Here is a 25,631-nt window from a genome sequence, read left to right on the forward strand (position 1 = left end):
GCGCAGCCCTTACGTGGCGTCGTTACATGGCGTCCTTGATCGGGCGGGCCGGTCGTATCCCCTGGGGGCTCCCGTGCGGGGAACGTGCCCGCCCGGCCACGGCACGTCGCGCGTGCCGTGGCCGGGCCGTCACCCGTCGGACTCGACGAACCTGCCGGTCACCGCCACGACGCGGGTCCATCCGGCCCCGGCGTTCACCACCGGTACCGGGAAGCACATGACGGTGAATCCGGTCGGACCGGGCAGTTGCCCGAGGTTGGCCAGCTTTTCCAGCTGGAGGTACTCGCGTTCCCGCCCGTACACGTGCGCCGGCCAGAGCGTTTCCCGGTCCCCGGTGCGCCGGTAGTCCTCGATCATGCTCGCCATCGGCCGGTCGAGCCCCCACGCGTCGATGCCGATCACGCGGACCCCCCGTTCCACCAGGAACCGGGTGGCGCCACCGGACAGGCCGGGGTACGTGGTCAGGTACTCGGTGCTTCCCCACAGGCGGTCCGCCCCGGTCCACAGGAGCACGATGTCCCCGTCGCCGAGGGTGTGTTCGGCGGCGCACAGTGCCTCGGTCACGTCGTCCTCGCCGATCTCCTCACCGGGTTTGATGTGACGCACGTCGAGCCGGACTCCCGGCCCGATGCACCAGTCCAGGGGAACCTTGTCGATGCTCCGGGCCGGTTCGCCGCCACTGTGCGGGCCGTAGTGCAGCGGCGCGTCCATGTGGGTCCCGGTGTGCGTCGTCAGCGTGATCGTCTCGCTCGAGATGGCCATGCCGTCCGGGAAGTCGGACGTCTTCAGCCCCAGCACCGCCGGCCCTTGCTCGTGCGTGAGGGTGTCGATCTGCACTGGGGTCGCTTCGCCGGCGTTCGGCCCCGTGGGCACGCTGAGGTCGATCAACGTGGCCATTACGCGGCCCTCTTCGCCCTCGCGGCACGGCGCTCGGCCTCGTCGCGGACCGCGGCCAGATGCGCCGTGCTGTTGCGCTCGACGGCCCCCGCGAGCATCTCGTGGGCCTCGGCATGGGTGAACTGGCCGGCCACCTTGCCGTCCGCACCTTCCTGGCGGGCGGCGAAGTCGTGGGTCAGCACGATCTGGGTCCGGTCCGGTCCGTACGGAAGTGCCCGCCATTCCCCGCTCATGTGTTCCACGAGCGGCGCCGTCTCCAGCTGACGGTAGGCGACGACGCCCAGTTCCGGATCCAGGTCGCGGCGGGTGGTCCAGGCCTGCAACTGCCCGCTGACGTCCACCTCGAGCCGGGCGATCTCGTAGCCGTCCCCCCGCTCCGTGACGACGGCGGACTTGGTGGCGTCGAAGAGGTTCGGGTAGTTCTCGATGTCGGTCAGGACCTCCCAGACGACGCTCTGCGGCGCCTGCGCAGTGACCGTGTGCTCGGTGTGCTGCGTGTTCTCCATGGTGGCTCCTCGTGAGAAGTTCGGCTCGTTCAGGCCAGGTTGTCCAGGAAAACGACCAGGTCGGCGACGGTGACCACGGACTTCAGCACTTTTCCGTCCACCTTGCTGCCCGGTGCGAGCTCGGTCACGATCTCGACGAGTTCGGCCGAGTCCACGCCCAGGTCGGCGCGGAGCGCGGCCCCGCTGGTGATCTCCGACGGCTCCAGGCCGACCTCGACGAGGACGTCGTGCACGTGCCCGTATGTGCTCTTGGTGCTGGTCATGACACCTTCTTTCACTGTGGGGGATCAGATGGCCCGCAGCACGCTCGCGGCGATCGTGCCGTCGGCGCCCCTGGCGAGCAGGGCGACGGTGCGTACGGGCGTCTCGCGCGGCGCGCCGACGACGATGTTCGCGTTCCGCGGGCGCTCGCAGCCCGCCACCGGCGGGACCGTGCCGTGCCGCAGGCTCAGCAGGGCGACCGCCGCGTCCACCGCGGGCGCCGCGCCGAGGAGGTTGCCGGTCACCGGCTTGGCCGTGGTGAGGGGGACAGGACCGAGCACCGAGTGGATGGCGGACAGCTCGGACTCGTCGGCTCCGGCGGTTCCCTGTGCGTCGAGGGCGACACAGTCGACGCGATCGGTGCCCGCCTCGTCGAGCGCTGCCGTGAGAACCGCGGCGAGCGCCTGGGTGCCGGACGGCCCGAACACCTCGTCCTCCGGTACGTGCCGGACGGCGAAGCCCGCCAGCCTGGCCAGCGGGACCGCCTCACGCGCCCGGGCCGTCTCCTCGCGCTCCAGGACGAGCATCACGGCACCCTCACCGACGCAGAACCCGTCCGCCGCCTCGTCCCCGGGCCGGTAGGTCCCGGTGGGGGAAAGCCGTCCCGAGGTGGTGCAGAACGTGTAGGTGTACGGCGTCACGGGCGCCTCCGCGCCGCCCGCGAGCAGTACATCGGCGCGTCCTTCGGCCACCGCCCGGGCACCGTAGCCGATGGCCAGCGCGGCACTCGCACTGTCCGCCACGAGGGTCTTGCTGAAACCGGTCAGCCCGTTTCCGATGGTGATCTGCCCCTGAGGCGCGGTGGGGAACCACGCCGACGCGATGTGTGGGCTGACCCCGGTGTAGCCCTGGTCCAACAGGCCGCGCAGGCTCGGCTCGGTGATCTCCCAGCCACCGAACATGTTGCCCACGTACACACCGGTCCGATCGGCGTCCTCGCTCGGTGCGAGGCCGGCGTCGTGCTGGGCGGACCGGGCGGCCGAGAGCGCCAGTTGGCAGAAGCGGTCCATCCGCTTGCGCACCCGTGGGGTGAACGTGCCGATGGTCTCCCGCTCGGTCTCCTCGGCCAGAAAGCCGGCGTTGAGACACGGGTAGGAGTCGGTGTCGAACCGCTCGATGGGCCGCACGGCGCTTCGGCCTCCGGTCACCGAGCGCCAGAGCTGGTCGGTGTCCGAGGCACCGGGCAGGGCGAGCCCGATTCCGGTGATCACGGTGCCGGTCATCGTCCACCCTCCCCGGAGCCGGTCGTGCGGGGGCTGCCGAGTACGACGGTGGAGTGGATTCCGCCGAAGCCGCTGGACAGGCTGGCGATGACCTTCGTCCGCTCTTCCCGTGCCTCGTTCGGTACGTAGTCGAGGTCGCAGGAGTCGCCGGGGGCGTGGTGGTTGACCGTCGGTGGGATCACGCCCTCTTCCAGAGCCAGTACGCACGCCACGAGCTCCAGCGCGTTCGCCGCGGCCAGCGCGTGGCCGACCATCGACTTGATCGAGCTGACCGGAGTCCGGTAGGCGTGCGCCCCGAGCACCGTCTTGATCGCGTTGGTCTCGCACACGTCGTTCTGCGGTGTCGAGCTGCCGTGCGCGTTGACGTAGTCGACGCTCGTGGCGGAACACCGGGCGTCGTCCAGCGCGAGTTGGAAGGAACGGGCGAGATGCTTCCCCTCGCTGTCCAGGTCGGTCATGTGGAACGCGTTCGACGTGCTCCCGAAGCCCAGGACCTCGGCGAGGATCGGCGCCCCCCGGCGGCGGGCGTGTCCCCACTCCTCCAGCACGGCCACACCGGCGCCCTCGCCGAGTACGAAGCCGTCCCGATCGGCGTCGAACGGCCTGGAGGCGGCCTCCGGATCGTCGTTGCGCGTGGACAGAGCGCCGATCACGTCGAAGCAGGCGACGACGAACGGAGTCAGCGGAGCCTCGGCGGCGCCGGTGACCATCACGTCCGCCTCGCCGCGGCGGATCGTATCGAGCGCGAAACCGACCGCGTCGTTGCCGCCGGTGCAGCCGGTGGCCGGGGTCATCACGGGGCCGCGTATCCCGTGCGCATCGGCGATGGCCACCGCGGGCCGGTTGAACGTGGCCGCGACGTGCAGGCGCGGGTGGGCCGCGGCCACGTCGATCGCGGCCGTGCCACCGCCGGTGATCTGCGGGAAGTGCTCGGTCATGAACTTCGTTCCGCCGATCGCGTTCGCCATGACGACGCCCATCCGTTCCGGGGCGATGTCCTCGTCGAGCAGACCGGCCGAGGTGATGGCCTCCCGGGCGGCCCGCAGCGCGATGCGGACGACCCGGTCGTCCCCGGTGCTGTGCTCGACGGAGAGGCCCGGCAGGTCGCACTCCGGCAGCGTCCCGTAGATCCGGGAGGCCAGCCGGGACGTGTCGAACTCACGGCTGGTGATCACCCCGGAGCGGCCCGCGCAGAGTCCGGCCATGAAGTCCTTCGTCCCGATGCCGTTGGGGGCCAGGACTCCGAGCCCGGTCACCGCGACCCGTTTCACGACTGCCTCCCGCGCGTCGCGACCACGAGCGTGCCCGGCCCGGTCGGCGACCTCAGCTGTCGGCACACCGGCAGGCCCGCGTCGGCGAGCCACCGGCCATAGTCGTCGAGTGCGTGGGCCGAACCCGCGCTGGTCATCAGCATCTGGAGGGAGAAGAACGCGCCCACGGGATCGGTCTCCGTGTCGTCCGGGACGATCTCGTCGAGCAGCAGCACACCGTCGTCCGCCAGCGCCGCCGTGCACAGTTCAAGGATCTTGAGCACCTGTGCGGGCGGGTACCCGTGCAGCAGATTGCCCAGCAGTATCACGTCGTACGGTCCGCCCCAGGGCACGGCGAACAGGTCCCCGGCCCAGTACTCGGCCCGGTCCCCCAATCCCGCCTCGCGGGCGAGCCTGCGGGCCTCGGACACCGAGACCTCCCGGTCGATGCCGACGACCGTGCCGTCCCAGCTCTCGGCCAGGGCGCGTCCGGAACCGCCGTACCCGCACCCCACGTCGAGGATCCGCGGCCGCGGCTTGACCAAGTCACCGGCGACGCCGGCGATCCAGCGGCCGGCGCCCACCGCCAGTGCGTCCAGATAGGGCGTGATCTTGGCCCAGACGTCGTCCGCCCGGTCGGCGAAGATCTCCTTGCACGGAGTGTCGGTGCGCACCGCTTCGGTGAGCTGGGGCCAGATCCGGAAGTTCAGCTCCCGGTGGATGTGCCGCATGTCCCCGAGGTAGGCACGCGAGCCGCGGACCAGGTACAGGGCGGTGTCGTCGGCCAGTCGGTAGCGGTCGCCCTCGCGATGCACGAACTCCGAGGCGTGCAACGCGGTGAGCAGCGCACGCAGGCCGCGCATGCTCGCACCGGTGCGGCGGCCCAGGTCCTCCACCGTGTCGTGGCCCTCGGCTATGGCCGTGAAGACGTCCAGGTCGAGTGCCGTGACCAGGGTGGCCGTACGCCCAAGCCCCCAGGCGAAGTCGAGGATCCGGGCCGGTGTGGTCGTGGTTCCCGGCTGCTCAGACAAGGCTCAGCCCTCCGTCGACGACGAGCGTCGCGCCGGTTATGTAGGAAGATGCGTCGGACACCAGGAAGCGGGCGACGTCGGCGACTTCGTGCGCGGTGCCGAGTCGGCGCAGCGGAATGCGTCCCCGCTCCGCCTCGGCCTGCTCCTCGTGTCCCCGGACCAGCTTTCGGGACATCGGGGTGTCGATGAATCCGGGGATGATCGTGTTGACCCGGATGCCCGCCGGCCCGTAGGCGACGGCGAGATCCCGGGTGTGCGCGACGACCCCGGCCTTGGCCGCGGTGTACGGCGCCCTAAGGGGGCTCGGCTTGAGCCCGCCCGCGATGCTCGAGCAGGTCACGATCGATCCGCCCGGGGACATCGAGGGGAGTACCGCGCGGCACACACCGGTGGTCCCCCGCAGGTTGACGTCGAGCACCCTCGTCCACAGCGCGTCGTCGATCTCGGCTGGTGGTCCCCAGTTGGCGACGACGGCGGCGAACGTCAGGCACGCGTGGATCTCGCCGACCCGTGCGACGAGGTCGGAGACCGCGTCGCGCACCGAGTCGGGGTCGGCCACGTCGAGAGGGCTGACGCTGAGCAGGGTGGTCTCCTCGGCGAGGGACTTCAGACCCACCTCGTCCACGTCGACGGCCAGCACCGATGCGCCCGCTTCCGCGAGCACGCGGGCGGTGGCCCGGCCGATTCCCGATGCGGCGCCGGTGATGAGGCAGACCTTGTCGGTCAACTCGGTCATGTCCGGACCTCCTCTTCGTCTGCGGTGTTGGCGAAGGCGACGCCGATGCCTAGCCGACGGACCCAGGCGTCCACCACGCCGCTCATGGCGGGGTGCACGGAGAAGGCGCGCAGCTGCTCAAGATCGGTGAACTCCCAGCGGGCGGCGACCGAGTACAGTGACTCGGTCGCCGCGTCGTCGGCCGGCAGCGGAACGTGCCGGCCCGCCGTGAACCGTTCGACCACACCCGTGCTCCAGGTGGCCTCGGCAAGCTCCTTGCGGAACCGCTCCCGATCCGTCTCGGACATCGTTTCCGGGTACCGGTAGAGAACGACATGCGCGATCATGCTGCTGCTCCCTCGTCGCTGACGGTCAGTGGCTCGCCCAGCCCGAGGAGCGACCGGGCGTTGCCGGATTCGATGGCGTGGACCGTTGCCGCCGGGAGCGACGCTCCCCGCAGCACCTCCAGCGCGTCGGCGCGCCCGAACTCGCCGGGCGTCACCGGGAAGTCGCTGCCGAAGAGGATCCGTTCCTCGCCGAGCGCCTCGAGGGCGCACCGCAGCCCGGCGGCGTCGGCGGAGTGCGTGTCCGCGTAGATGTTGCCCGCGTAGTCACGCAGGTGGCGCAGCGCGCCGGAGGCCCGCGCCGCGTCGGCGTCCGCACCGCCGACGAGCCGGTGGATCAGGTCGAACCGGCCGAGCGCGAGCGGCAGCACACCGCCGAGCTGGCCGAACACGAGTCGCAGCCCGGAGTGCTGCTCCAGCGTGCCGCGCAGCACCAGGCGCATGACGCAGACGGTCGTCTCGACCAGCATGGACAGCGAGCCGGTCAGCAGGTGCTCCGCGCGGCCGGGCAACGGCGGCTCGGACCCGAGCTGGAACTTCGCCGAGGGATGTACGAACAGGACGACGCCGCGCGCCTCGGCGGCGGCCAGTACCGGGGCGAACTCCGGGTCGTCGAGGAACCGTAACCGGCCGGTCGACGGCTCCAGGTACGCGGTGTTCATCGAGATGGCGGGAATGCCGCCGTCCGTGGCCGCCCGCTCGATCTCGGCCTCGGCCGACTCGACGAACCGGGGGTCCACCCAGCGCGCGGCCCGCAGCCGCCCACCGGTCCGCACGGACCACGCCCGCATCTCGTCGTTGACCGTGGCGATGGTCTCGGCCGGCCCTCGCCGCCGCTTTCCGCGCACCGCGGCCGAGTGCAGCGCGGCCACGGCGTTCGAGCTGTGTGTCAGTACGGTGGTCTCGATCCCGTGCAGGTCGGCGTCGGCCAGCTGCCGCTCCGGGCCGTCGAACGCCGGGGACTGCCAGAGACCCGGGGGCCCCTCGGCCGTCGAGCCCGACTCGGCGAGCCACTCCAGGAACGCCGCCTGAACCCACGGCGGCAGGCCGTGCGCGTGCGCGTCGACAACCGTCATCGGGTCACCGACTCGACGTTCGCCCACTCCACGCCCTTGTTGCGGCTGCTGGCAAGGCGGCCCTCGGCGACGCCCTCCGGCGCGGCGTCGTGGTGCGGCTGCATGACGGCCAGCTCGGCGTTGAGGCCGGAGACCATGATGATGAAGTCGTCCCGGGCGGTCATCCAGCCGATCGGGTCGATCAGATCCTTCGCCTTGGCCCAGTACGCCTCGACGTCCTTGCTCGCGTCGTAGAAGAAGCGCACGAAGGACAGCACGTTGCCGAGGAACTCACGCAGGCCCTCGTCGTAGGCCTGCGCGAACTCCTCCTCGCGGTCGGGCTCCTGGAGCATCGCGGAGACGGTCGCCGCGGCCGAGCTGGCGCCCTTCATCGCGAGCGTGACCCCGGTGGAGAACAGCGGGTCGATGAACGCGGCGGCGTCGCCGACCATCAGGTAGCCGGGCCCGAAGAACCGGGAGCAGGTGTAGGACCAGTCCTTCGCCGTGCGACACCCGGCGACCTGGGTGGCATTCCTGAGCAGCTTCTTGGCCTCGCGCGACGTGGCTATCTTGCTTTCGAGCAGCTCCAGACTCGGCCGGGTGTCCTCCGCTATCCGGTCGTTGGGGCCGACGAATCCCACGCTCTGGGTGCCGTCGGACAGCGGGATGACCCAGAGCCAGCCGTCCGGGTGGTTCTCGACGAGGATGTTGCCCGACAGCTCGTCGGGAAGCCGATCGCCACCCTGGTAGTAGGTCCACACGGCCAGGTTCTTGAGGTCGTCGTGCACTTCGACCAGCCCGAACTCCCGGGCGAGAATCTTGGACTGGCCGGAGGCGTCGACGATGCAGCGGGCCTCCGCCCGGATCGGCTCCGTCCCGCGACCGATCGTGTACGTCACGCCGGTGGCCCTGCCGTCGGTGGTCAGCACCTCGCGCACCGACGCGTGCTCGATGACCATGGCTCCGAGCTTGCGGGCGTGCTCGAGCAGGAGGAGGTCGAACTCGGCGCGCTTGACCTGCCACGTGTAGTCGTAGGGGCCACTCTCCCCGAAGGCGATGCTCCAGAGCTTGTGCTCGGCTCCCCAGAGCAGCGAGATGCCTGCCTTGCGGGTGAAGCCGGCGGCGTCGATGGTTTCCCGGACGCCGAGTTCGTCGACGACGGCGTTGAGGCCCGGGATGAGCGACTCACCGATGTGATAGCGGGGGAACTGTTCCTTCTCCAGGACGAGCACGTTGTGTCCGGCCTTGGCCAGCAGGCCGGCCGTGGTGGCGCCGGAGGGGCCTCCACCGATGACGATGGCGTCGTAGGTTGCGGTCATGTCGGACGTCTCCTTCTGTTCCGTGGAACTTCCGGTCGTGCCTCAGCCGCGCGTGCCGGTGACGGCACGCAGCTCGTTCGTGTTGCCGCAGGGATGGATTTCCTGTCCGCGATCGACCTTGCGGATCAGGCTCCGCAGTGTGGTTCCAGGCCCGACCTCGACGATTCGGTGCGGCCGGTGGTCAAGGATCCGACGGGCCGTCCGCGTCCAGTGCACGGGTGCGGTGATCTGGTGGGCGAGGGCGTCGCGGTAGCGCTCGAGGTCGGTGACCAGCCCGCCGGTGACGCTGCTGACCATCGGCGTGTGCCCACGGCGCAACGGCAGGCCTTCGATCGTGGCCATGAGTGTGTCCTGGGCGGGCCGCATGAGCGGTGAGTGGAAGGCGCCTGCGACGGACAGGGGCTGGGCGACGGCGATCGACTCCGCACGGATCGCCTCCCCTATCTCCTCGACGGTCGCGGCGTCGCCGGAGATGACGGTCTGCCGAGGAGAGTTGTAGTTGGCGATGACGGCGGTGCGCGGGCGCCCGTCGTCGCGTCGTCCGGGGTACCGCGCCAGGAACCGGGCGACCTCTTCCGGGTCGGTGCCCATCACCGCCGCCATCGCACCGGCCCGCTCGTGGCAGCAGCGGGCCATGGCGTCGGCGCGCTGGACCACGGTCGCGGCGGCCTCGTCCAAGTCGAGCCAACCGCCCGCGACGAGGGCGGTGAACTCGCCGAGGCTGTGGCCCGCGACCAGTTGGGGTAAGACGCCCTCCGCGGCGAGCGCCCGCGTCATCGCCGCGCCGAACGTGAACAGGACGAGCTGGGCCGTCCTTGTCTCGCGCAGCCGGTCCTCCGGACCGTGCACCATCGGCTCGATCACCGGACGACCCGTGACGGCCTCGACGTGTTTGAACACCTCTGTCAGTTGAGGCCGATCGTGCATCAGGTCGGCCCCCATCCCGACGAACTGACTGCCCTGGCCGGGATAGACGAATGCTGCCTTGATCGACATCTCTGTACTCCCCCGTAAACTCCTGACGCAGTGGTCATACTCCCGGACTGTCAGTTAATGTGTCAATGGACGCCAAAGATGATCAGCTCTCGATACGATTAAGCAGCTCGCCGCCATCGTCGCGCCATCGCGAAACTGCCGCGCCGACGCCTACGCGTCGACCGAAGACGTCCGACCACAAGCCACCGCAGGCCGGGGCCCCCACGAACAGCTGGGGCTTCACCGGGCCGGGCCGATCGGGGCGGATTCAGTCTTGGGGCCCGCGCGCCACAGCCGTAAGGATGTGGCAGGCAAAGCTAACCTTCCGTCTTATAAATCATCACAATAGAGATTGACAGCTATACCAATCCTCAGCTACACTGAGTAAAATTCCCGCGGTGCACGCCCCGAGATGTTCAGATGACCGAGGAGGGAAATGATGAGTCCCTACACCCAGCAGGCGTCGACGGCCGAAGTCGACCGCATACTCGGCGAGTTGTTCTCGAATCCGGCGTGCGCCGCCGACCCGTACCCGACCTACCACCGACTGCGCGAGGTCGCACCGGTGGCTCGCAGCCAAGCCGGCCACTGGGTCCTGAGCGGGCACGCCCAGGTCGTCGAAGTTCTTCGATCGTCCGAGGTCGGGAAAGACGTACAGAGTTTCATCCGCGCACAGGGCGTCGAGAATTGGGCGGACCACCCGTCCTACACGCGCGTACTGGAACACCTCATGTGGGCAAATCCCCCCAAGCACACGCGGCAACGAAAATTGGTGAGCAAGGGTTTCACGGCTCACTCCATCGCCAAGCTGGAACCCAAGATCGAGCAACTGGTCGACGAGCTTCTGACGCCCCTCTGCGAGAAGCCGGGAGAGGTGGACCTTCTCCGTGAGTTCGCCTTCCCGCTTCCGGCTTCGGTGATAAGCGAGATCATCGGAGTACCCCGTGAGGACTGGCCTCGTTTCCAGCAGCTCTTCCGGGACGTGACGCTCTCGATGGAGCCGCGTCCGAGTCCGGCGCAACTGGCCACCGCGGACGGCGCGGCGGTAGAGATAAACGACTACTTCGAAGAGTTGATCACCAAGCGCCGTAAGCACCCGGCGGACGACCTTGTCTCCACGCTTCTCGCGGCGGAGGACGACGGCGAACAGCTGACCCACCGTGAGCTCATGAGCCTGGTTCAGTTTCTTTTCGGTGCCGGGTTCGAAAGCACGACGAACCTGATCGGCAACGGCCTCCTGGCGCTGCTGCGCAACCCCGATCAGATGCTCGCCCTTCGTCGCGAACCTGGCCTCACGTCAGGGGCGGTGGAGGAGCTCCTGAGGTATGACGCCTCCGTGCAGCTCAGCCCCCGGACCGCACGCAACGATCTCCGGCTCGGTGACGTCACGATCCCGGCCGGCGAATCGATCGTGACGTTGCTCGGTGCGGCGAACCGTGATCCGAGCCGGTACCGCGACCCCGATCGGCTGGACGTGCGCCGGACCGACGTCCAGCCGGTTTCCTTCGGCGGAGGCATACATTTCTGTCTGGGAGCAGCACTTGCTCGGCTCGAAGGCCGGTTTGCCCTCCAGGGGCTGATGCGGAAGTTCTCCCGAATCGAACTCGCCGAGGAACCGGCGTGGAAGACGTCCTTGACCCTGCACGGGCTCCAGGGGCTTCGAGTCGACCTGACGCCTGCCTAGCGTGACGCGCCGGACCCCGGCGCACGAAGTTCAGTCTGTTCGCCACACAGGAACGAGGCCAAGATTGAGTCCCACAGAGGTTAGTGAACCCGGGCAGCAGGGTTCCGGCCCATTTATGAAGCCCCTTCTTCCGCTCGCCCTGGCGACCTTCGCGGTCGGCACCGACGCGTTCGTCATCGCCGGGCTGCTGCCCGCCATTGCCTCCGATTTCGAGGTCAGCATCGCGGCCGCCGGCCAGTTAGTCACGGCATTCGCCCTGACGTTCGCCATTGCCGCACCGATTCTTGGCTGGCTGCTGAGCTCGCTGGACCGTCGCACGGCGCTACAGTTGGCGCTGGTCGTGTTCACCGTGGGCAACGCGGTCACCGCGCTGAGTCCCGACTACACGGTGGCGCTGTTCTCCCGTGTCCTCACGGCTGTCGGAGCGGCCACCATCACGGCCACGGCTTCCAGCGCCGCGGTGGCGGTCACGCCGGAGGAACGGCGCGGGCGTGCGATGGCGTTCGTCATCGGCGGACTCACCGTCTCGACAGCGCTGGGCATGCCGTTGGGCAACATGATCGGCAGCGTCGACTGGCGTCTGACGCTCTGGGCGGTGGCTGCTCTCGGTGTCGTCGCGGCGATCGGCACCACGGTGGGGCTGCCCAGGATCACGCTGCCTCCGACGAGCCTCGGCGCACGCCTGGCGCCGCTCCGCAAGCCCGAGATGATCGTCACTCTGCTGGCGACCCTGCTGGTGATGGGCGGGCACTACACGCTCTACACCTACATCGGAGCGGTCACAGCGGATGCCACTGCTGGGTCGTTCGCCCAGGCACTGACCCTGATCCTGTTGGCGTGGGGCATCGGCGCCGTCATCGGCAATGTGCTCGCCGGTTACCTCGTGGACAGCCTTCCCACGGTCCGCGTAGCGGTCACGGCACTCGCTGCCGCAACGCTCCTGCTCGGCATCAGCCCCCTCGCGGTCAACAACCTGGCCGTCGTCATCGTCTGGGCCGGAATCTGGGGCATCACGGACGGAGCCCCCTCGGTAATCCAGCAATACCGGCTGGTCAGCTTTGCTCCCGCCTCGGCTCCGGTCCTGTTCGGCCTCAACTCCTCCGCGGTCTTCCTGGGCGTAGCACTGGGCGGCGGGCTCGGCGGCATCGCGCAGGACTGGCTGCCGGTGACCTCGCTCGGCCTTCCCGCGGCCTTCCTCGCTCTGGTCGCCACCGTGCTCACCGTCGTCCACACGAAGACAGCCAAGACGGAAGCCTCGCTGGTAGCCGTCCAGGTCGGCCGATGACGCAACGCAGGGGAGGCCGGTTGCGGGGCATCGGTTTTCGGCCTTCCCCGTCATGAACAAACTCGTTTGTGCATGGCCGTGCCGGGGGAATGTGCGGCAAGCAGGGGCCTGTTCCGGCCGACGACGACCTGCTCGCGCACGAGATCACGGTGCTGCACATCGCCTCCCGAAAGACCTACGGCGTCCCGCGTATCCACGCTGAACTGCGACGTCGGGGACGGCGGGTGATCCGTAAGCGCGTCGCCAGGCTGATGCGCGAGCGTAGGATCCGCGGCGCCAGCCGTCGCAAGCACCGCTCGCTGACCGGGCCGGAGAAGAAGGCGAAGCCGGCCCCGGACCTGGTCGGCCGCGACTTCCACGCCGAGCGCCCCGGAATCAAGCTGGTCGGCGACATCACCTATCTGCCCACCGGCCGAGGGCTGGCTCTACCTCGCCTGCTGGCTGGACCTGGCCACTCGCGAGGTCGTCGGCTACGCCATGGCCGACCACCATCGCGCCGAACTCGTCGTGGACGCCCTCGACATGGCCCACGGCCGGGCCGGGCTGGAGCCGGGTTGCGTCATACACAGTGATCGCGGCAGCGAGTACACCTCGACTCAATTCCGTGACCGACTACGGGAGTCGGCGCTGCGGCAGAGCTGCGGACGCACCGGATCATGCTTCGACAATGCCGCCGCGGAGAGTTTCTGGGCCCTGCTCAAAGAGGAGATCGGCGCCCGAATCTGGCCCGACCGGGCCACCGCCCGGACGGAGGTCTTCGTCTTCATCGAGAGACCCTGTTGCCCAATTGATCTCATGCTGCGAGGTCGAGGGCGGCCAGTCGCGAAGTACGGGTGCAAGCGAGTGGGATTTCGTTCCACCAGGCATCGAGGCGGATCAGGTTGACAGCAGTAGCTGTGAGCACGTGCGCGAGGTGAGTCTTGGCCAAGCCCACGTAGCGGGTGCGGCGGACTCCGGCAGTCGCGACGGCCTGGTGGATGGTGCCTTCCGCCCCTGCTCGGGCTGCGTAGCGTTGCTTCCACTCGTCCGTGACTGCTCGGCGCGAACGCGTTCGAGCACCGCGTCCTGGTTCTGTGGGCGGACGGTCAACTGCCGTCCGTACTGGGTGGAGCGGGTGCACTGATCACGTACGGGGCAGGGTGCGCAGGTGACGGTCGCGAAGCGGATGCGGATCGCGTCCCGGCCGTTGTTGTCCACGCCTTCTGTCCAGTACCTGCTCGTGGCACCGGTCGGGCAGACGGCTTGCTTGGCCTGCCAGTTGATGGCGAAGGCGGTCTTGCCGAAGCCGCCGCCCCGGGCCGCCTGCCGGGTATTGTTCGACCGCACCGGCCCAGTAACGGTGACACCACGGGAGACCGGTGCGGTCAGCAGCAGCTCGGCGGAGGCGTACCCGGCATCCAGCAGGTGCTCCGCCCGGCAGGAGACCTCTACTGGTGAGACGGTCGTGGACTTCATCGACGACCATCGCGTCGTTGACCGTGGCGTCGGTCGTGACGACGTGGGTGATCAGGTGCGGGCGCTGTGACTGTTTGGGGTCGTCACAGCTCTCGCTGACGTGGATCTTGTAGCCGACCCAGGCGGATCCGCGTTTCTTCGCGTACCGGGCATCGGGGTCATAGGGCGAGGCGATCAGCACTCTGCTCGGCGGGAGATCGTCCTTCCCCCGCCAGGCCACCTCCTCTTCACCGTCGGCGACAGTGCGGGTGAACTGCTGCACCCACACGGTGCGCAGGACTGTCACGGCGGGCACCTGACGCAGCCATGTCGGCGCCTTCGGCGTGAAGACGGCTTCGAGCAGGCGGTAACCGTCGGCGGCGATCTGCCGGGCGGGTTCGCGCCGCTCCTGCTCCTCCGTCGGCAACCGGTAGGCATCGACCCTGGCTCCGTACCGTTCCTGCCAGGCGGGGTCCATCGACGTGCGCATCCAGTCCGGCGCCGCGGCGGCGAGTGCTTCCAGCGCGGCCCGCAGTGTCTCCCCGACGAACTCCAGGCGGTTGAGGGACCGAACTGCGGCCAGGACGTGTGTCGAGTCGGTGCGCTGCCGTCCGCCGGAGGCGACCAGTCCCATCCCGGTGAGCCGCTCCAGCAGCAGGTCCAGGATCTTCTCCTCAAGACCGTGCGCGAGTAGCCGGTCCCGGAATCCGGTCAGCACGGTGTGGTCGAAGCCGGGATCGGTCAACTCCAGGCCCAGCAGGTACTTCACGTCGATCCTGGCCCGTACCGCGTGTGCTGCCTGGCGATCGGTCAGGTTCTCGGCGAACTGCAGGATGCTGACCAGCGCCAGCTGGCCAGGCGAGACGCCAGGGCGCCCTCGGACCCCGAAAGCCTCCTTGAACTCCTCGTCCGCGAACAGCGGGCCGAGGCGTTCACGGATCCTCATCGCCAGACAGCCCTTGGGGAAGGCAGCACGCGCCACGTCCCGCGTCACCGCGGGCACCTCCGCCCTTGAGTCCGGCCGCATAGACACCGCACCACCCCCAGTCCTCGCGGCCGGGCGCCCCGGTTTCACACCCTCGAACCGCTCTGCACCACACAATTCAGGAGGGGCATGTCACGCGACCGATGATTACGTCAGAGTCACCCAATTGGGCAACAGGGTCATCGAGACCTTCTACAACCGCCGCCGCCTGCGCAAGCACAAGGTCTTCGGCTACCTCACCCCGGCCGAGACCAGGCAGCGGCATCAACACGCCCTCGTGGCATAGCCATCGAGTGTCCAAGATCACGGGGAAACTTCACAGGTTACCGGCGTCCGGCCTTGCGCCGTCGCAGCACGGTGCGGGCGATCAGCGCGACGAGAAGCAGGCCCAGGGCTGCGAGCAGGTACGTCGAGTAGCGGTTGACCTGGGTGTAGATGGTGGTGATGTGGTTGCCCGCGGTGTATCCGAGGCCGGCCCACAGGCCGACCCACAAGGCGGCGCCGAGGGTGTTGAAGGCCAGGAAGCGGCGCCAGGGCATCTCGGCGGTGCCGGCGATGATCCCGTTGGCCTGCCGCAGTCCCTCGACGAAGCGGGCGATGGTGACGACCTTGCCGCCATGCCGGGTGAAGAACATCTCGGCCTTCTCGTACCGCTCCGGCGTGAGCAGGATGTACTTGCCGTAGCGCGCGATCAGGGCGTGTCCGCCGGTCCTGCCGATGAGGTAGCCGACGTTGTCGCCCAGGATCGCGGCGATGATGCCGATGGCGATGACAGCGAGAATGTTGAGCTGTCCGGCTCCGGCGTAGAGGGCCGCGGCGATCAGGATGGTCTCCCCCGGGGCGGGGACGCCGAAGTCCTCGACGAAGATGAGTCCCCCGACGGCCCAGTAGCCCCAGTGGTCCAGGACCGGCGCGAGGTCGCCCAGCACTCCGGGAAGCGGTGGTGCGCTCATCGGGACATCGCCCCTTCCGTGACCTGTGCGCGTGCGGTTGCCGGTCTCGGCGGCGGATGCATGACCGGGCCGCGGGCCGGCCGTGAGCCGGTGTGCGATGTCTGGGCGGCGGCTTGCCGGGGCCTTCCGCGACCGGCTCCGCGGACATACGCGCTCGTCTGCTCCACCGCCACCGCGCTCCTCGTATCTGCCGCCCGACCGGGGTATCCGAATGCGCCGGCGTGGAGGGCGCTCCGCACCGGGGGCGGCGGACACCCCAAGCTACTACATGAGGTAGAAGTTCATGGTGTCACTCTGTGCACTCGCGTCTCCGGCACCATCACAGGGACATGCTTCAGCCGAGCAGCGCCGTGAGCCGGAAGCCCACGTATGAGGCGGCCGGCCCTAAGGTCGCCAGGAGGGCGGCTGCGAGATCCGCGAGGGTGGCCGCGCCGAAGGCGACGGCATGCGGAACGAAGAGCTCATCGGGTGCACTCCGGTCGGACTGAGGCAGGCGGGGCAATACCGCAAACTACTACATGTTGTAGAAGCGTAAGCCACTTGCCTCTGCGCCCCATGTAACTGCTGCTACATTCATTCTCGTGACGAATGATTCGCGTGCGCGCTGGGTGCTGATGCTGGTAAAGATCCCAGCGGAGCCGTCCCGGTATCGGGTGGCGGTGTGGCGCGAGCTGCGCAAGGTGGGCGCCCTGTCGCTGGGACAGGGGCTGTGGGCGATGCCGGACGTACCGGTGTTCGCCGCTGGACTCTCCCGCGCCATGGAGCTCGCCGAGCGCGCCGACGGCGAAGCCGTGGTGCTGGAAGCGGCCGGCCGCGACGAGGCGGACGCGGAGCGCCTGAAGGCGATGTTCACCGCGGCCCGACAGGCGGACTGGGCCGAGTTCCTCGCCGACTGCGCCAAGTACCAGGCGGAGTTGGACAAGGAGATCCGCAACGCCAAGTTCACCCTGGCCGAACTGGAAGAGGAAGAGCAGAGCCTGGAGCGGCTGCGGCGCTGGTACCGCGACATCCAGGCCCGCGACGTCTTCGGCGCACCGGACGCCGGACAGGCCGCACAGCGGCTGAAGGAGTGCACCGCCCGCTACGAGGACTACACCGAGCGGGTCTTCGCCGCCCTGCACCAGACCTGAGACCCGAAACCAGCCGGATCTGTGACACACCCGGCCGCCACCGATCGCTCGTGAACGAGAAGGACACCCGGCCATGCCCGAACCCGCCACCGGCGCCACGCCCACCACACCGCGCAGCCACATGTGGCCTCTGTACGCGGCCGGATTCACCACCGCGTTCGGCGCGCACGGCATCGCCGCCAACCTCGGCTCCTTCACCGCCGGCCGGCACGAGTCCCTGCTGGTGCTCGGCGGGCTGCTGGCGCTGTACGACGGCGCGGAAGTGCTGCTCAAGCCGGTCTTCGGCACCCTGTCCGACCGCGTCGGCGCACGCCCCGTCCTGCTCGGCGGCCTGGCCCTGTTCGCCGCCTCCTCGGCCAGCTTCGTCCTGATCCATGACATCGGGCTGCTGTGGCTCGCCCGCATCGGCCAGGGAGCCGGGGCCTCGGCGTTCTCCCCCGCCGCCTCCGCCCTCGTCGTCCGGCTCAACCCCCAGTCCAAACACGGCCGCGCGTTCGGAAGTTACGGCTTCTACAAGAGCATCGGTTACACAACGGGACCGCTACTCGGCGGCACGATCACGGCGCTGGGCAGCCTGCCTTGGCTGTTCGGCGTGATGGCGGTCCTCGCGACCGCGGTCGCCGTCTGGGCGCTGATGGCCGTCCCCGCGGTGGCGCCGCTGCCCAGGTCCCGTCAGACCGTACTCGACCTGGCCCGCCGACTCGCTGACGGCGCGTTCCTCCGGCCGACGACGGCGCTCGCCTTCGCGACCGCCGCACTCTCCGCCGGAGTCGGCTTCCTGCCGGTCCTGGGCCACGCGGCGGGCCTGGGCACCGTGGCCACCGGAGCGGCGGTCTCCGTACTGGCCCTGTGCGCGGCCGTGGTCCAGCCGAAGGCCGGACGAGCACTCGACGAGGGGCGGATCGCCACGGCCCCGAGCCTTGCCGTCGGCCTGCTGATCACCAGCGCCGGTCTCACCCTCGCGGCACTCCCCGGCGCGGTCGGTCTGCTGCCCGCCGCCGTCGCCATCGGCGCCGGAACCGGACTGATCACCCCGATCGGCTTCGCCGCACTGGCCGCCTCCACCCCGGCCGACCGCCTCGGCCAGACCATGGGAGCTGCCGAACTCGGGCGCGAACTCGGCGACGCAGGAGGCCCGTTGGTCGTCGCAGGCACCGCAGTGGTCACGACACTCAGCGGCGGGTTCGTCGCACTCGCGGCCCTCACCGCACTCGCAGCCCCGGCGGTCGCCCGCCGCCGGGCGGGCACGACGGCCGAGGCACCGACCAGCGACCAAACCTCACCGGGCCTCCGCCAGTAGATCCCGGCAGTAAACGGTGGGGCAGCCGACGGGCCGGCGATGCCGCGCGGACGTCTCCGCGACCGCTAGGGCGGCGTCGGCCCATGTACACCTTCGTCTCCTGCAACGCCGGTGGGCAAGGTGGCACGCTGCGCCATCTGCCCGGCGTCCCCGGCCTGACGTTCGGCGCCAGCGCCGCACTCACCGTCGACATGCGGGTGATGCCGCGGAGGTCTGCTCCCGTCGGCCGCCACGGCCGATGCCGCCTGTCCCGGCCCCATTGGTGGGACGGCATCGCACGAGACCGGGGCATGGCGACTGTGTAGATCGCACAGCGGACAAGAGCCGGACAGCCCTGCGAGACGTTCGATGACCACGTCGACCTCTGAGCCCCGCGCCCGGACCCGGCACCGCCTCGTGAGCCGCACGTCACAACAAGCCGCGACAGGCCCGTTGTTTCTACAACATGTAGTAACGTTGCCTGGCGGTCACCTCGCCATCATCGGTGTGCCACCGACAGGAAGCCTTCTGCCCCTGCACCGTCGAGACGCCTGGCCACACCGCGCCCATCGTGCTCTCGCGTAAGGACGTCTCTTCTATGGCAGTTCACCCGGCTATGTCGCTCGCCTTCGACGGCGCGGGCATCGACGGCTCGTGGTTCACCACCGTCACCGACTTCGCCCGCGACACCAAGTGGCTCAACACCCCGATGGAGCTGTGGACCAACCTCGGCCTGGGGGTCTTCGCGGTGCTCATGGTGATGGGCTGGTGGAAGGCCCGCCACCGGGATACCGCCGCCATGACCGTTGCGCTGGCCGCGCCGGTGTGCGTCATCACCGCCTTCGCCGTCGCCGAGGTGATCAAGAAGGTGGTCGCGGAGGCCCGCCCGTGCCGCTCCCTGCCCCACGACTACTTCGTCGCTGCCTGTCCGGCGCCGAGTGACTACGCCTTCCCCAGCGGACACACCACCGTCGCCGCCGCCACGGTCGCGGCCCTCTTCCTTCTCGACCGCCGCCTGAGCGTGATCGCCGCCCTGTTCGCGGTCGTGGAGGGATTCACCCGCGTCTACGTCGGCGACCACTACCCGCACGACGTCCTCGGTTCCTTCGTCATCGCCCTGCCCGTCGCCTTCGCCACCAGCCTGGCGCTGCGCCGCCTGGCGCCTCCGCTGGTCGCCGCCTTGAGCAGCGGGCCGCTGCGGCCCCTGCTCGTCGCCCCGGCCGACAGGCACGTAACGAAGGCTGCGGCCGGTTCCGACACCGCCCCCGTCTACCAGTCAAGCCTCGCCCCCGCCTTCGGCAACGCCGACGAGAGCGACCTGCCCGGACGTCACAGCCGTTACTGAGGCCCGCACGCCCGTGTCGGACCGGCCCACGCCTGTGCGTCCGCGTTTGAGGGAATGGAGAGCATGCAGCATTTCATCGCCACGTTCGGATTCCTGGCTGTCTTCGTCCTGATGGCGGCAGAGTCGGCCTGCATCCCGGTCCCGTCCGAGCTGATCATGCTGTTCGGCGGGGCCCTGGCAGCGGGGGCAGTTCCCGGCAGCCACCCCAGCCTCGCGCTGGTGATCGCCGCTGGCGTCCTCGGCAACCTGGCGGGCAGCTACTTCGCCTGGGCCGTCGGGCGCTCCGGCGGACAGGCTGCCCTGCGCCGGTGGGGGCGCTACATCTGGCTGAAGGACGAGGACATCGACCGCGCCACCGACTGGTTCGAACGCTACGGGACCAAGGCCGTGTTGGTCGGCCGCATGCTGCCGGTCGTACGCACCTTCATCTCCCTGCCCGCCGGTATCGCCGCCATGGCCCCGGTCCGCTTCGGCCTCTACACCGTGGCCGGGTGCATTCCGTGGACGGCCGCCCTGGGCGTGGCCGGCTACGCCGTCGGCGGCAACTGGCACAGCATCGCCGACGACTTCCACGGCCCCACCTACGCCATCGCCGCGATCATCGCGCTGCTCGGCACCGGTGGTCTGATCGCCCTCGCGCGCAAACGCCGGGCCGAGCAGGCGGCAGCCACCCTGCTCCACGACGGGAGCGAGCCGCAGCCAGCCGGACGCCCCCGCGGCCAGCACGCCCGTCGGTGACGGCCGGACCACTTCTTACGAGGCTCTACGAGGGCGGGCGGGTATGTGCGTCAGCGGATGTGCGTATACCCGCCCGCGCTGCTGGCTCATGAGCGGGCTCATCTGCGCAACCTCCTGGCACTCCCGCCAGGCATCCACGAGCACCCGGCCGTGCCGCCAGGACGCCACCATCACACTGACCGCCACCACCAGCACGACCGCGGCGCACACGGCCGCCACCTCCCGGCTGACCGGGTCGTCCGCCGCCAGCACACGTACGGACCACTGGCCCTGGGCCGCGACCAGCGGAACCTGCCCCACAGCGGTGAACGCCAGGATCGCCAGCGCCGTCACCCACGTGCCCGCAGCCACCACCGCCGCACAAACCATCGCCCACGCACCGGTACGCGGCGGCATCCTGCGCCCCGCCGATGGTGCCGCCACCGCCAGCACCACGCCACGCTCACCAAAGGTGGCAGGTAAAAACTGAGACTGACCAGCACCGCTCACCCCCGGCCGTGGTCGGGCCCGTGCAGCAACTGCTCCAGCAGCTGCTCGTCTTCCGACGACAGGTCCGAGACGAACCGCGCGAGCACCGCCGCCCGGTCCCCGCCCTCCTCCAGCAAAGTGTGCATACCCGCCGCCGCGAGCCCCGCCTCATCGTGCACCGGCGCATACAGGTGACTGCGCCCCGCACGCTCGCGGGTGACCAGGCCCTTGTCGCACAACCGCGTCAGGCTCGTCAGCACCGTGGTGTAAGCGGTCTCACCACCCACGTGCTCGTGCACCACCGCCGCCGTCACCGGCCCATCGGCCGCCCACAAAGCCGCCATCACCTCCCCTTCCAGCTCGCCCCGCGCACGCCGACCCGCGCTGCCGCCTCTCACCCGAAACCTCCTTCAGTCACACAGTCACAGCCCCCTATCCGCCTACCCCACGGCACGACCGCCCGACGGACCGGCCGCATGCCGCTCACGCCGGCACCTCACGAGATCAGCACACCCACAAGGCACCGTTCGACCAACCAAACTACTACGAGAAGTAGAATCCGGGCCGCTGGTAGGACACAGGCCAGTCCGTTCCCTGCCCACTGTCCACCCAAGTCCGTGGGAAAGATCATTCACGGGTGAGCGGTTCCTACCTTCCCGGACTCGGCGTGGCATTGGTGCACGGCCCCTGGTTCGCCGGCGACCTGTCGCTATCCATCGCTCCGGGCGGCCTGTGGACTCTGGCACTGGTCCTGGAGCACCGCCGACCTGGTGTGCGGAGTGGCTTCCTCGCGGTCGCACTAGGCGATCCGTTGCTGGCCGTGGCCATCGCCCTCGGAGTGCAGCGGATGCACGGGGCACCGCCGACCGGTATGGCAGCCCCGGGGTTCGGGCTGGCCTCCCTCATCGGATGGTCCGATCACCGGCCACGTCAAAACCGCACAGATCGGCCCATGCTCAGGCGCGAAATCCACTGCCTCCTTCACACGATCCTCAGGCTCGAAGCCGCATGCGTGCAGATCGGCGCAGCCCCTCGGGGAGCGAGAACGAGAGCCAACCCACTGCCCAAGCCCCTCCGATACCACGCGAATCCAACTACTACCGACGCCTTGACCTGCACAACACCAACAGGCAAGTGTCGATCTCGCCCGAACCCTCCGGGCGGTCCAGCGCAGCTCTGTACGGCGGCGGCACCCTCGTCTACCTCACCGCCCGCCCGGCGAGGACGCCAACGAGCTCGGCCGCATCGCGCACGGCCCGGAGAGCGGCAAACTCCTCGGCCATGTCAACGACCTCCTGCGCCGCTGGAGCCAGGAGAGGCCCGCACAGCCCGTCGTCAACGCCTACCCGCCACCGCCCCCGACGACCAACTCGCCCCCGTAGTCAGCGTCACCCGGCCGGAGACCGTCTGGCCATCAGCTGGTGACAACTCGGACGGTCGTAGGCGCCAACGCCACCACACCGACGGGATAGGAACGTTCGGATGACCCCGGTGGTTTTGTTCACGGATCACGACAGCGGTTGTTCAGCACTCTGGGAGGCGCCCGCCCGGGGGGTGAGGTCGATGTTCACGAGAACGGACAGCACTCGTCGGCTGACTCCCCATCCAGGGCAGGGGTGGCCTTCCTGAGCCTCGGCACCTGTAGTAGCCGACCCGGGTCGCTTATAGGTCATCACGTGTGTGATGACTACATCGTGTGGAGTAGGAGAGGACGATCCAGGCGGCCATGGTGGTCGCTGGCGCCGGCTACCCGCTGCGCTTCCCGCGGAAAGGCAAGGTAGACCGGCTTGGTCCTCGATCCTCGGGGGTGTCGCCGGACCGTTCACCTCGCCTGCGGCGCACCTCCGTGGTGCGATGGAACGGGGGTAGGAAGGAGAGAGTGATGGTCCCACCAGCAGCGGAGCGCAAGAGTGGCGCGGCCCCGGTATCAGTCCGCCCGCTGGATGAGGCGGACCTGGATCGGGCCGATGAGATCTGCAGGGTCGCCTTCGGGACCTTCCTGGGGGCACCTGATCCGTTCGGGACCGTCGACTACGTCCGCACCCGCTGGGCGGCCGATCCACAGGCGGCGTTCGCGGCGACGGTCGAGGGCGAAGTGGTTGGATCGAACTTCGCCGCCAACTGGGGCAGCGTCGGGTTTTTCGGACCGCTGACCGTACGTCCGGATCTGTGGGACCAGGGCATCGGCAGGCGTCTGATGGAGCCGGTCATCGACTGCTTCGACGCCTGGGGGAATCGCCACCTCGGCCTGTTCACCTTCGCGCACAGTCCCAAGCATCTTGAGCTCTACCGCCGGTACGGCTTCTGGCCTCGATTCCTCACAGCCATCATGAAGAAGCAGGTCACAGACGGTGCCGCAGTCCCCGGCCGGGTGCTCTATGGCGAACTGCCCGCCGCCGAGCGGCCCGACGCGCTGAGCCTCTGTCGCGCACTGACCGGAGCCGTGTACGAGGGCCTGAGCCTGGAACGCGAGATCGTGGCCGCGCACGCGCAGGGACTCGGTGACACCATCCTGCTCCATGGCGCTGGCTCCGAGCTCGACGGCCTGGCCGTCTGCCACTGCGGAGCCGGGTCGGAGGCTGGCGTGGACGTGTGCTTCGTCAAATTCGGCGCCGTACGTCCTGGTCCGGAGGCCGCCGACCGGTTCGAGCGACTGCTCGACGCGTGCGAGCGGCTGGCCGCCGAGCGCGGGCTGAGGCAACTGGACGCTGGCATGAACCTGGGTCGCCCGGATGCCTACCGGAGCATGATCGACCGCGGATTCCGCACCTGGTTGCAGGGCGTGACCATGCACAGGCCCAACGAACCCGGGTACAGCTACCCCGACGCGTATGTGATCGACGACTGGCGTTGACCAACCACCGCGCTCGGCCCGCTAGGAAGGCCCGGTGCTGTCAGAACCCGTGAATATTCGGTTGCGTCCTGAGAAGTGGTGTACGGGCTCCCACCTGATCCGGGCGTTTACCCCGGCGTCGGAGTGAGTGTCCGGATACAAGAACGGCCACCGGCTGATCTTCGAGATGTCGAAGCCTCGGAAGGAGATCAGCACGATGACCGCACCTGACAGTCTGCCCTTGCACGCCCTCGCGGAGGAGAACCTCGCCGCGGCGAGTCCCGATCTGCTGCGCGCGATGGTCAGGACGTTCGCCGACGCGCTCATGACCGCGGAGGCCGACGCCCTCTGCAATGCCGAATACGGGCAGGTCAGCGAGGAGAGAGTCAACCATCGCAACGGCTACCGGCCGCGCGAGTGGTACACCCGCGCCGGCACGGTGGAACTGGCCATCCCCAAGCTGCGGCAGAGACGTTACTTCCCGCACTGGCTCCTCGAACGCCGCCGCCGGGCCGAGCAGGCCCTCATCTCGGTGGTGGCCACCGCCTACCTGCTGGGCGTCTCCACTCGCCGGGTCGAGAAGCTCGCCGAGTCCCTCGGCGTCACGCAGCTGTCGAAGTCCCAGGTCTCGGCAATGGCCCGGCACCTGGACGAGCAGGTCACCGCGTTCCGCAACCGGCCGCTGGACGCCGGGCCGTATGCGTTCGTCTGGGTCGACGCGCTGACCCAGAAGGTCCGCGAAGGCGGCCACATCATCAACGTCCACGCCCTGATCGCGGTCGGCGTCAACGCCGACGTGCACCGCGAGATCCTGGGCCTGGACGTCGCCACCGCCGAGGACGGCGCCGGCTGGCTCGCCTTCCTGCGCTCGCTGATCGCCCGCGGCCTGTCCGGTGTCCAGCTGGTCATCTCGGACGCCCACGCCGGCCTCGTGGATGCCATCGGTGCGGGGAGCGGGTGGCCCACTGGGAGGCGACAGGTGAGCGCCCCTCCCCGATAAGTGTCCGGTGTCACTCTGGGCGATCGCTCGGGGTGTGGCAGCCGGCCTCCGTCAGCGCGCCGGTCGCCCTGTACAGCCTGGCTCTGCGCGGATCCCTGCGGGGCCTGGACCGGGCTCCGGGTGAGCCTCGTCGAACCGGCCCTCGCCGTCTTCTGATCGCGAGCGCTCCCTCGGCCTGGTGTACCTGCTCGGGACGGCCACGGGGCTGTCGCCCGGCCTGACGCTCCGTACCCGGCGGATGTACCCGACGGTGCTGGAGGACCGGGCCGCCCGCCTGGAGACAGAACGCGCCCAGCGCGTCCGGCTCACCGCGGCGATGGGGCGCTCACGGGGCGCGCGCGAGATGCGCAACATCGTTGGCCTCAACCTCTCGGTCATGGTCGGTCTCGCCGACGGCGCCGCGGCCCTCGCTGCGCACCGCGACGAGCGGTCCGCCGGGGCCCTGCGCGTCATGGGCGATTCCGGCCTCCAGGCCATGGGCGAAACTACGCCGCGTCCTCAGCGGACTGCGCGGGGAGCAGGAGGGAGATCGCCGCATCTCCCATGGCCGTTCGCAACTGGTGCGCCAGTTCCTCGTCGCCCCGGAAGCCGCGCTTTTGGAGTTCGCCGATAAACGAGGCCGCCATCTCCGCAGCCCCCGGCAGGCCCCGCGCCGCGGCCCCGGCCACACAATCGCCGGCCAGCTGCAGCACCTCACGCACGGTTCCACGCTGCAACGCGGCAAGCAGCGCCACCCAGTCCTGAATGTGGAGCGCGCCTCGCACGGCTCGCAGCCCGTCCTCGTCCCATCCCTCGGCCACGGCTCCGACCGTAGCGCGCGCCACCGGGGACGTACGACGCCGGTCCGGTTTCCCGCCGCCCGACGCCGTGGCCGGTTCCGGTCTCACCTGGCGCCTTCATGAGCAGGCGGTCATGCCCTGG

General features: G+C 69.4%; 24 protein-coding genes and 3 pseudogenes. 10 read left to right on the forward strand and 17 right to left on the reverse strand.

All coding sequences use genetic code 11. The features are described 5' to 3' along the window. Positions 1 to 129: 129 nt before the first annotated feature. The 11 genes from H8R17_RS22400 to H8R17_RS22450 are packed head-to-tail and all read right to left on the reverse strand — an operon-like array spanning position 130 to position 9,597. The gene (locus H8R17_RS22400) at positions 130 to 897 is read right to left on the reverse strand and encodes a cyclase family protein (protein ID WP_187824998.1); all 768 of its coding nucleotides are present in this window, start codon (positions 895 to 897) and stop codon (positions 130 to 132) included. Continuing rightward, positions 897 to 1,403 (reverse strand): aromatase/cyclase, encoded by a 507-nt coding sequence (locus tag H8R17_RS22405; protein ID WP_187824999.1) that lies wholly within the window; start codon positions 1,401 to 1,403, stop codon positions 897 to 899. Before H8R17_RS22405 ends, H8R17_RS22400 begins: the two co-directional genes overlap by 1 nt. A gap of 29 nt (positions 1,404 to 1,432) precedes the next feature. Continuing rightward, on the reverse strand, positions 1,433 to 1,666 hold the full coding sequence (locus H8R17_RS22410) for an acyl carrier protein (RefSeq protein WP_187825000.1): 234 nt from the start codon (positions 1,664 to 1,666) through the stop codon (positions 1,433 to 1,435). Between the two features lie 24 nt (positions 1,667 to 1,690). Continuing rightward, positions 1,691 to 2,887 (reverse strand): beta-ketoacyl synthase, encoded by a 1,197-nt coding sequence (locus H8R17_RS22415; RefSeq protein ID WP_187825001.1) that lies wholly within the window; start codon positions 2,885 to 2,887, stop codon positions 1,691 to 1,693. Then, positions 2,884 to 4,158 carry a beta-ketoacyl-[acyl-carrier-protein] synthase family protein gene (locus tag H8R17_RS22420; protein WP_316959491.1) on the reverse strand — a complete coding sequence of 425 codons (1,275 nt, stop codon included), beginning with the start codon at positions 4,156 to 4,158 and terminating at the stop codon, positions 2,884 to 2,886. The genes H8R17_RS22415 and H8R17_RS22420 overlap by 4 nt, the downstream gene beginning before the upstream one ends. Next, on the reverse strand, positions 4,155 to 5,168 hold the full coding sequence (locus H8R17_RS22425) for a class I SAM-dependent methyltransferase (RefSeq protein ID WP_187825003.1): 1,014 nt from the start codon (positions 5,166 to 5,168) through the stop codon (positions 4,155 to 4,157). Before H8R17_RS22425 ends, H8R17_RS22420 begins: the two co-directional genes overlap by 4 nt. Next, positions 5,161 to 5,904 carry an SDR family NAD(P)-dependent oxidoreductase gene (locus H8R17_RS22430; protein WP_187825004.1) on the reverse strand — a complete coding sequence of 248 codons (744 nt, stop codon included), beginning with the start codon at positions 5,902 to 5,904 and terminating at the stop codon, positions 5,161 to 5,163. The genes H8R17_RS22425 and H8R17_RS22430 overlap by 8 nt, the downstream gene beginning before the upstream one ends. Next, positions 5,901 to 6,230: a Dabb family protein gene (locus H8R17_RS22435; RefSeq protein ID WP_187825005.1), complete on the reverse strand. Its 330-nt coding sequence runs from the start codon at positions 6,228 to 6,230 to the stop codon at positions 5,901 to 5,903. Before H8R17_RS22435 ends, H8R17_RS22430 begins: the two co-directional genes overlap by 4 nt. Next, on the reverse strand, positions 6,227 to 7,303 hold the full coding sequence (locus H8R17_RS22440) for an amidohydrolase family protein (protein ID WP_187825006.1): 1,077 nt from the start codon (positions 7,301 to 7,303) through the stop codon (positions 6,227 to 6,229). Before H8R17_RS22440 ends, H8R17_RS22435 begins: the two co-directional genes overlap by 4 nt. Then, positions 7,300 to 8,601: an NAD(P)/FAD-dependent oxidoreductase gene (locus H8R17_RS22445; protein ID WP_187825007.1), complete on the reverse strand. Its 1,302-nt coding sequence runs from the start codon at positions 8,599 to 8,601 to the stop codon at positions 7,300 to 7,302. The genes H8R17_RS22440 and H8R17_RS22445 overlap by 4 nt, the downstream gene beginning before the upstream one ends. Before the next feature lie 42 nt (positions 8,602 to 8,643). After that, the gene (locus tag H8R17_RS22450; RefSeq protein WP_187825008.1) at positions 8,644 to 9,597 is read right to left on the reverse strand and encodes an ACP S-malonyltransferase; all 954 of its coding nucleotides are present in this window, start codon (positions 9,595 to 9,597) and stop codon (positions 8,644 to 8,646) included. Positions 9,598 to 10,015: 418 nt separating this feature from the next. Between H8R17_RS22450 and H8R17_RS22455 the strand changes: the two genes are divergently transcribed. The 4 genes and pseudogenes from H8R17_RS22455 to H8R17_RS49370 all read left to right on the forward strand — a co-directional run bounded on the left by H8R17_RS22455 (position 10,016) and on the right by H8R17_RS49370 (position 13,430). After that, entirely contained in the window at positions 10,016 to 11,260 is a 1,245-nt protein-coding gene (locus H8R17_RS22455; RefSeq protein WP_187825009.1) for a cytochrome P450, read from the forward strand. A gap of 115 nt (positions 11,261 to 11,375) precedes the next feature. After that, the gene (locus tag H8R17_RS22460; protein WP_187825010.1) at positions 11,376 to 12,545 is read left to right on the forward strand and encodes an MFS transporter; all 1,170 of its coding nucleotides are present in this window, start codon (positions 11,376 to 11,378) and stop codon (positions 12,543 to 12,545) included. Between the two features lie 89 nt (positions 12,546 to 12,634). Continuing rightward, positions 12,635 to 12,826 (forward strand): annotated as a pseudogene (locus H8R17_RS49365) (IS3 family transposase); the annotation flags it as partial. A gap of 118 nt (positions 12,827 to 12,944) precedes the next feature. Continuing rightward, positions 12,945 to 13,430, forward strand: coding sequence for a DDE-type integrase/transposase/recombinase (locus H8R17_RS49370; protein ID WP_187825039.1), 486 nt, complete (start codon positions 12,945 to 12,947; stop codon positions 13,428 to 13,430). Here the strand turns inward: H8R17_RS49370 and H8R17_RS48765 are convergent. The 3 genes and pseudogenes from H8R17_RS48765 to H8R17_RS22475 all read right to left on the reverse strand — a co-directional run bounded on the left by H8R17_RS48765 (position 13,339) and on the right by H8R17_RS22475 (position 15,917). Continuing rightward, positions 13,339 to 13,742 (reverse strand): annotated as a pseudogene (locus tag H8R17_RS48765) (transposase). The gene H8R17_RS49370 and the pseudogene H8R17_RS48765 sit on opposite strands and share 92 nt — an antisense overlap. Next, positions 13,669 to 14,973, reverse strand: a complete 1,305-nt coding sequence (locus tag H8R17_RS48770) for a transposase (RefSeq protein ID WP_316959493.1) — start codon at positions 14,971 to 14,973, stop codon at positions 13,669 to 13,671. Before H8R17_RS48770 ends, H8R17_RS48765 begins: the two are co-directional and overlap by 74 nt. Positions 14,974 to 15,287: 314 nt before the next feature. After that, positions 15,288 to 15,917, reverse strand: a complete 630-nt coding sequence (locus H8R17_RS22475; protein ID WP_187825011.1) for a DedA family protein — start codon at positions 15,915 to 15,917, stop codon at positions 15,288 to 15,290. A 581-nt stretch (positions 15,918 to 16,498) separates the two neighbouring features. On the opposite strand from H8R17_RS22475, the gene H8R17_RS22480 reads away from it, so the two are divergent. From H8R17_RS22480 to H8R17_RS22495, 4 genes are all read left to right on the forward strand, one after another. After that, positions 16,499 to 17,047 (forward strand): Chromate resistance protein ChrB, encoded by a 549-nt coding sequence (locus tag H8R17_RS22480; protein WP_316959494.1) that lies wholly within the window; start codon positions 16,499 to 16,501, stop codon positions 17,045 to 17,047. 73 nt (positions 17,048 to 17,120) lie between these two features. Then, positions 17,121 to 18,347 (forward strand): MFS transporter, encoded by a 1,227-nt coding sequence (locus H8R17_RS22485; RefSeq protein WP_399477102.1) that lies wholly within the window; start codon positions 17,121 to 17,123, stop codon positions 18,345 to 18,347. Between the two features lie 577 nt (positions 18,348 to 18,924). After that, on the forward strand, positions 18,925 to 19,671 hold the full coding sequence (locus H8R17_RS22490) for a phosphatase PAP2 family protein (protein WP_187825012.1): 747 nt from the start codon (positions 18,925 to 18,927) through the stop codon (positions 19,669 to 19,671). Positions 19,672 to 19,734: 63 nt separating this feature from the next. Continuing rightward, entirely contained in the window at positions 19,735 to 20,409 is a 675-nt protein-coding gene (locus H8R17_RS22495; RefSeq protein WP_187825013.1) for a DedA family protein, read from the forward strand. 15 nt (positions 20,410 to 20,424) lie between these two features. Here the strand turns inward: H8R17_RS22495 and H8R17_RS22500 are convergent, their stop codons facing one another. Then, on the reverse strand, positions 20,425 to 20,760 hold the full coding sequence (locus H8R17_RS22500) for a hypothetical protein (protein WP_187825014.1): 336 nt from the start codon (positions 20,758 to 20,760) through the stop codon (positions 20,425 to 20,427). A gap of 134 nt (positions 20,761 to 20,894) precedes the next feature. Then, positions 20,895 to 21,275: a BlaI/MecI/CopY family transcriptional regulator gene (locus tag H8R17_RS22505; RefSeq protein ID WP_316959495.1), complete on the reverse strand. Its 381-nt coding sequence runs from the start codon at positions 21,273 to 21,275 to the stop codon at positions 20,895 to 20,897. A 1,484-nt stretch (positions 21,276 to 22,759) separates the two neighbouring features. Here H8R17_RS22505 and H8R17_RS22510 point away from each other — a divergent pair. Beyond that, positions 22,760 to 23,731, forward strand: a complete 972-nt coding sequence (locus H8R17_RS22510; protein WP_187825015.1) for a GNAT family N-acetyltransferase — start codon at positions 22,760 to 22,762, stop codon at positions 23,729 to 23,731. A 196-nt stretch (positions 23,732 to 23,927) separates the two neighbouring features. After that, positions 23,928 to 24,671 (forward strand): annotated as a pseudogene (locus tag H8R17_RS22515) (IS256 family transposase); the annotation flags it as partial. Between the two features lie 524 nt (positions 24,672 to 25,195). Here the strand turns inward: H8R17_RS22515 and H8R17_RS22520 are convergent. Further along, complete coding sequence (locus H8R17_RS22520) at positions 25,196 to 25,510, reverse strand: hypothetical protein (protein WP_262505418.1); 315 nt, start codon at positions 25,508 to 25,510, stop codon at positions 25,196 to 25,198. Positions 25,511 to 25,631: the final 121 nt, after the last annotated feature.

It is taken from the genome of Streptomyces sp. TRM68367 (assembly GCF_014495685.1).
GTDB lineage: Bacteria > Actinomycetota > Actinomycetes > Streptomycetales > Streptomycetaceae > Streptomyces.